At 55.5% G+C, this 5,783-nt stretch carries 6 protein-coding genes and 1 pseudogene; 6 read left to right on the forward strand and 1 reads right to left on the reverse strand.

The genetic code is table 11. The annotated features are described in order from the left end of the window. From ACRESJ_RS30085 to ACRESJ_RS30095, 3 genes and pseudogenes are all read left to right on the forward strand, one after another. A pseudogene (locus ACRESJ_RS30085) lies at nucleotides 1–634 on the forward strand (glycosyl transferase); the annotation flags it as partial. A 103-nt stretch (nucleotides 635–737) separates the two neighbouring features. Beyond that, a complete protein-coding gene (locus ACRESJ_RS30090; protein WP_431761139.1) occupies nucleotides 738–2,732 on the forward strand; it encodes a polysaccharide biosynthesis protein in 1,995 nt (664 codons plus the stop codon). 113 nt (nucleotides 2,733–2,845) lie between these two features. Then, nucleotides 2,846–3,181: a ComEA family DNA-binding protein gene (locus ACRESJ_RS30095; protein ID WP_431761140.1), complete on the forward strand. Its 336-nt coding sequence runs from the start codon at nucleotides 2,846–2,848 to the stop codon at nucleotides 3,179–3,181. Here ACRESJ_RS30095 and ACRESJ_RS30100 read toward each other — a convergent pair. After that, nucleotides 3,101–3,487 (reverse strand): hypothetical protein, encoded by a 387-nt coding sequence (locus ACRESJ_RS30100; protein WP_431761141.1) that lies wholly within the window; start codon nucleotides 3,485–3,487, stop codon nucleotides 3,101–3,103. The genes ACRESJ_RS30095 and ACRESJ_RS30100 overlap by 81 nt on opposite strands. A gap of 60 nt (nucleotides 3,488–3,547) precedes the next feature. On the opposite strand from ACRESJ_RS30100, the gene tnpB reads away from it, so the two are divergent. From tnpB to ACRESJ_RS30115, 3 genes are all read left to right on the forward strand, one after another. Continuing rightward, nucleotides 3,548–3,907, forward strand: coding sequence for an IS66 family insertion sequence element accessory protein TnpB (tnpB, locus tag ACRESJ_RS30105; RefSeq protein WP_431761142.1), 360 nt, complete (start codon nucleotides 3,548–3,550; stop codon nucleotides 3,905–3,907). Nucleotides 3,908–3,925: 18 nt separating this feature from the next. After that, nucleotides 3,926–5,437 carry an IS66 family transposase gene (tnpC, locus tag ACRESJ_RS30110; protein WP_431761143.1) on the forward strand — a complete coding sequence of 504 codons (1,512 nt, stop codon included), beginning with the start codon at nucleotides 3,926–3,928 and terminating at the stop codon, nucleotides 5,435–5,437. Nucleotides 5,438–5,506: 69 nt separating this feature from the next. Next, a complete protein-coding gene (locus ACRESJ_RS30115) occupies nucleotides 5,507–5,767 on the forward strand; it encodes a DUF6429 family protein (protein WP_431761144.1) in 261 nt (86 codons plus the stop codon). Nucleotides 5,768–5,783: the final 16 nt, after the last annotated feature.

Below are 5,783 nucleotides of genomic sequence, written 5' to 3' on the forward strand. Positions count from 1 at the left end.
CGGCTGGTTCGGCTATGTCATCGGGGCGTTCTATCTGGTCTGGATGCTCAACCTCTACAACTTCATGGATGGCATTGACGGTCTGGCCAGCGTCGAGGCGATTTGCGCCTGTGTCGGTGCTTGCCTGGTCTACTGGGTTGCGGGCAACACCAGTCTCGCCATTGCTCCGCTTGTACTGGCGATGTCCGTATCGGGTTTCCTTGCCTGGAATTTTCCGCCAGCGAAAATTTTCATGGGGGATGCCGGCAGTGGTTTCCTGGGCATCGTACTGGCGGTGATGTCGCTTCACGCGGCCTGGACCAATCCCCTGTTTCTCTGGGCCTGGCTCATTTTGTTGGGCGTCTTTATTGTGGATGCCACCTTTACCCTCATTCGTCGGCTGTTGCGCGGTGACAAGGTGTATGAGGCCCATCGCAGCCATGGCTACCAGTACGCTTCACGAAAATATCGCAGCCATCGGGCGGTCACTCTGGCAATCGCTGCGATCAATTTGTTGTGGTTAGTGCCAGTGGCTATATTGGTCGCCATGCAATATATCGACGGCGTGACAGGATTGATCCTGGCCTACGTGCCTTTGGTGTTGCTGGGCTTCAAGTTTCACGCAGGCGAGTTGGAAATCGTCGGCAAGGCGTGATTGAAGCATTGGGTCTTGAGCATTGCTTTGTCGGCAAGCGAGTTACCGAAAGCTGTAGTTGCTGTATCAATGCTGGGAGCTTCGAGAGGTGTTAAGAGGGGTTATGGATAAGATTCGGGCAAAGTTGTTAAGTCTGCCAAGACGACATAAACGCATTCTGCAGGTTCTGACTGATATTTCATTGGTCTGGTTTGCCCTGTGGATGGCGTTTGTTGTGCGACTTGGGCTGGACGAGTTAGTCAACCCGTTCACTCAGCACGTCTGGCTTTTTGTCAGTGCACCTGTCATCGCCATTCCTCTTTTCGTCCGCTTTGGCATGTACCGTGCGGTCATGCGGTACTTTGGAAATGACGCGCTCATTGCCATTATCAAGGCGGTGACACTGTCGTCATTGATACTTGGCATTGTGGTGTACTGGTACAGCAATCATCAAAACGTCGTTCCGCGTTCGATCATTTTCAACTATTGGTGGTTGAGCCTGATCATGATCGGCGGGCTGCGCCTGGCCATGCGTCAGTACTTTCTGGGTGACTGGTTCAGCGCGGCCCAGCATGTCCCGTTCACCAGCCGGGATGACGGTCTGCCGAAAGTGGCTATCTACGGCGCGGGGGCAGCGGGTAATCAACTCGTTGCCGCCTTGCGGATGGGGCGCGCCATGCGGCCTGTTGCTTTTATCGACGACGATAGCGGAATCGCCGATAGGGTGATCTCCGGATTGCAGGTGTACAAGCCCAAGCACATTCAGGAGATGATCGACAACACGGGCGCTCAGGAAATTCTCCTCGCCATTCCATCGTCCAACCGTGGACGCCGTCGCGAGATTCTCGGGTTTCTCGAAGGCTTCCCATTGCACGTACGGAGTGTCCCGGGTTTCATGGACCTGGCCAGCGGGCGGGTCAAGGTCGACGATATCCAGGAAGTAGACATTGCCGACCTGCTTGGGCGTGACGCAGTCCCGGCCCAGGCTGACTTGCTCGAACATTGCATCAAGGGGCAGTCTGTGTTGGTCACGGGCGCCGGGGGCTCCATTGGCTCCGAGCTTTGCCGACAGATTCTGGCGCTGCGCCCGACAACGCTTCTACTGTTTGAACACAGTGAATTCAATCTTTATTCCATCTTGTCCGAGCTGGAGCAGCGAGTCGCTCGAGAGTCGCTGTCCATCCGCCTTTTGCCGATTCTCGGGTCGGTTCGTAATCAGGACAAGTTGCTGGATGTCATGAAAACCTGGCGAGTAGACACGGTGTATCACGCCGCCGCCTACAAGCATGTCCCCATGGTCGAACACAACATTGCCGAAGGCGTGCTCAATAATGTGATAGGCACGCTTAATACGGCCCAGGCCGCACTTCAGGCAGGAGTGGCCAACTTCGTCCTGATTTCGACGGACAAGGCCGTGCGACCTACCAATGTAATGGGTAGCACCAAACGCCTTGCCGAGTTGACGTTGCAAGCGCTGAGTCGTGAGTTGGCTCCAGTGTTGTTCGGTGATAAGAGCAAAGTTTCGCGCGTGAACAAAACGCGGTTCACGATGGTGCGGTTTGGTAATGTCCTGGGATCGTCGGGTTCGGTCATTCCGTTGTTTCACAAACAGATCAAGTCGGGCGGTCCGCTGACTGTCACGCATCCGAAGATCACCCGATACTTCATGACCATCCCTGAAGCGGCGCAGTTGGTGATTCAGGCGGGCTCCATGGGGCAGGGCGGCGATGTTTTTGTCCTGGACATGGGCGAGCCGGTGAGGATCGTCGAGCTGGCCGAAAAGATGATCCATCTGTCCGGCCTGAGCGTCCGCTCGGAAAAAAACCTGCATGGCGACATCGCTATCGAGTTCACCGGGCTGCGTCCGGGTGAGAAGCTTTACGAAGAACTTCTGATCGGTGACAACGTGGCGGCCACTCAGCACCCGATGATCATGACAGCCAACGAGGACCACCTGTCCTGGGATGTGCTGAAGGTCAAGCTGACCGAGTTGCTTGCCGCGGTGGATCAGGACGACTACGCGCGCGTCCGCCAGTTGTTGCGCGACACTGTCAGCGGCTACACCCCGGACGGCGAGATTGTCGACTGGATCTACCAGCAGCGTCGCTTGGAACCCTGATTGTTTCATATCCAGTAACGTACACATTTTTGACAGCTCAGTGGTATGGCCTAAGTTTGGAGAGCGGCTTTGGAAAAGCTGCTTTCTCAAACGATGGCATGGAGCATTTACCTATGCGTACAAGCAGTTTCTACTCTCTGGTTTTCGCCCTTCTGAGCAGCATCTCTCTTACGGCAAACGCCGCGCCTGGTAACGCAACTGAGGTGATGAGTCCGCCTCTGGTACGGGATGTGGCCGCCAAGGCGCAAACCGGCAAAGTCGATCTGAATAGTGCTGATGCACCTACGCTGCAACGTGAGTTGGCTGGAGTGGGCGAGGCAAAAGCCAAGGCGATTGTTGCTTATCGTGAAAGTAATGGCGCATTTGCGTCAGTTGACGAATTGCTGGAAGTGAAGGGTATCGGCAAAGCGATTGTGGATGGAAACCGCGACAGGATCGAGGTGAACTGAGGGTGTGAGTGAACGACAAAGGCCGATCATTGATCGGCCTTTGTCTGTAGCGAGACTTATGCCCGGAGGGTGTCCGAGCCTGAGCCTGCATTGAATACGAAGACGTTGATTTCCTCTGACCAACAGATCGTTGCCGGTACCTCCGACAATGAAGTCTCTCCCGTTTCCTCCAACCAATACGTCGTCGCCATCGTGACCGTACAGCGAGCAACTTACACCCACCCCGCAATTTACTGGACGGTTCGCAATACCGTTCATTCCATCGCAGAGGTCCGGCGCAGTGTAAGTGCTCCATGAACCCCACATTCAAAGCACTTAATTGATCCCGGATGCTGTGCTCCCGATTCCCTCAGGAGCCAGCCCACCATGATGAGACCCGACGCCAAAGTCGAAAAAGTCTATCTCTACCCCAAGCCCGTTGACTTTCGAAAATCCATTGATGGCCTGGCCGCACTGGTCGAGCTGGATATCAAAGTCGCGGTATTCGATCCCGTGCTTTTCGTTTTCCTCAACAAGCCGCGCAACCGCGTGAAGATTTTGTATTGGGAACGCAACGGCTTCTGCCTCTGGCTCAAGCGCCTCGAATCCGAGCGCTTCAAAACATCGCCCGATGCCACTGACGAGGCGATTGTTCTGAGCGTGCAGGAACTGAACTGGCTACTGGATGGTTTTGATCTCTGGCGCAACCGCCCTCATCAGGTTTTGACACCGCGATTCGTGGCCTGATTCGGTATAATCCAGGGCATGATTTCCATGCCCGAAAACCTCCCCGATGATCCTGAACTGCTCAAGCAGATGCTTGCGAAGATGCAGTCCAGAGTCGGTTTTCTCGAAGAAGAAAACGCACTGCTGCGTCAGCGCCTGTTCGGACGTAAGTCCGAGCAAACGGCTGATCCGACAACGCCGCAGTTGGCCCTGTTCAATGAGGCGGAAAGCGTCGTAGAGCCCATCGATGAAGCCTCTGAAGAGGAAGCTGTTGCATCGACCCCACGGCGTGGCAAGCGCAAACCGCTGCCACCTGATCTCCCTCGCATCGAAGTCATCCACGAACTGTCCGAGCATGATCTGACCTGTGCCTGCGGCTGCCGCAAACACGCCATCGGCGAGGAGGTTAGCGAGCAGCTTGAAATCGTGCCGATGCAAATCCGCGTGATCAAACACATTCGTAAGGTCTACGGTTGCCGTGCCTGTGAAACGGCACCGGTCACTGCGGACAAGCCCGCTCAGCTGATTGAAAAAAGCATGGCCAGCCCAAGCGTGCTGGCGATGCTGCTGACCACCAAATACGTGGACGGTTTGCCGCTTCACCGTTTTGAAAAAGTACTGGGCCGCCATGGCATTGATATCCCGCGCCAGACCTTGGCCCGCTGGGTTATCCAGTGCGGCGAACACTTGCAGCCACTGCTGAATTTAATGCGCGACCAGTTGCTGGAAAGCCGCATCATCCACTGCGATGAAACCCGGGTGCAGGTGTTGAAAGAGCCTGATCGGGAGCCAAGCAGTCAGTCCTGGATGTGGGTGCAAACCGGTGGCCCTCCCGACAAACCAGTGATCCTTTTCGACTACTCAACCAGCCGGGCGCAGGAGGTGCCGACGCGCCTGCTTGATGGCTACCGCGGCTACGTGATGACTGATGATTACGCCGGTTACAACGCGCTGGGCGCGCAGGACGGAGTTGAACGTCTAGGTTGCTGGGCGCATGCACGGCGCAAATTTGTCGAAGCGCAAAAAGTGCAACCCAAGGGCAAGACGGGCCGTGCCGACATCGCGCTGAACCTGATCAATAAACTTTATGGCATAGAACGCGACCTAAAGGCCGACAATGACGGCGAGCGTAAAGCCGCTCGTCACGAGCACAGCCTGCCGGTGTTGGCCCAGCTGAAAAGCTGGATGGAAAAGACGCAGCCACAGGTGACAGCTCAAAACGCCCTAGGCAAAGCCATCAGCTACCTGGCGAGCAACTGGAACAAACTTGAGCGGTACGTCGAGGAAGGCTACCTGCCAATCGACAACAACCCTGCCGAAAGAGCCATCAGGCCCTTCGTGATCGGAAGAAAGAACTGGTTGTTCAGCGACACGCCCAAAGGTGCGACGGCTAGCGCCCAACTTTACAGCCTGGTCGAGACCGCCAAAGCCAACGGCCAAGAGCCCTATGCGTGGTTGCGCCACGTACTTGAGCGCCTGCCGACGGCTTCTTCAGTTGAGGATTACGAAGCTTTGCTGCCCTGGAACTGCTCGCCGGTATCGCATGGTTAAACGCGCTATCCATCTTGATGGCTGGTGGGGTTTACGATGAGCTTAAAGAATACGAGCGGAGCAACGACCATGGAATACGACGATAAACTGATTGAAGAAGCCGTGCTGGCCCTGTTGGCAACCTTCAGTTTTGATAACGGCAATGCTTGGAAAGGGTTCGACTTCGAGACCATGAACCGATTGCATGAACATGGTTTCATCAGTAATCCGGTGAGCAAGAACAAATCGATTTGGTTGACGGCTGAAGGGCTAGAGCGAGGTCGGCAGATAGCCGACCGGTTGTTTGGGGTAAGAACTCAAGTGGAGCATGTATCCGACTCGGATACCTGACGTCATACCACGGCCA

Origin of the sequence: Pseudomonas sp., from assembly GCF_050739655.1 — a bacterium.
Taxonomy (GTDB): Bacteria; Pseudomonadota; Gammaproteobacteria; order Pseudomonadales; family Pseudomonadaceae; genus Aquipseudomonas.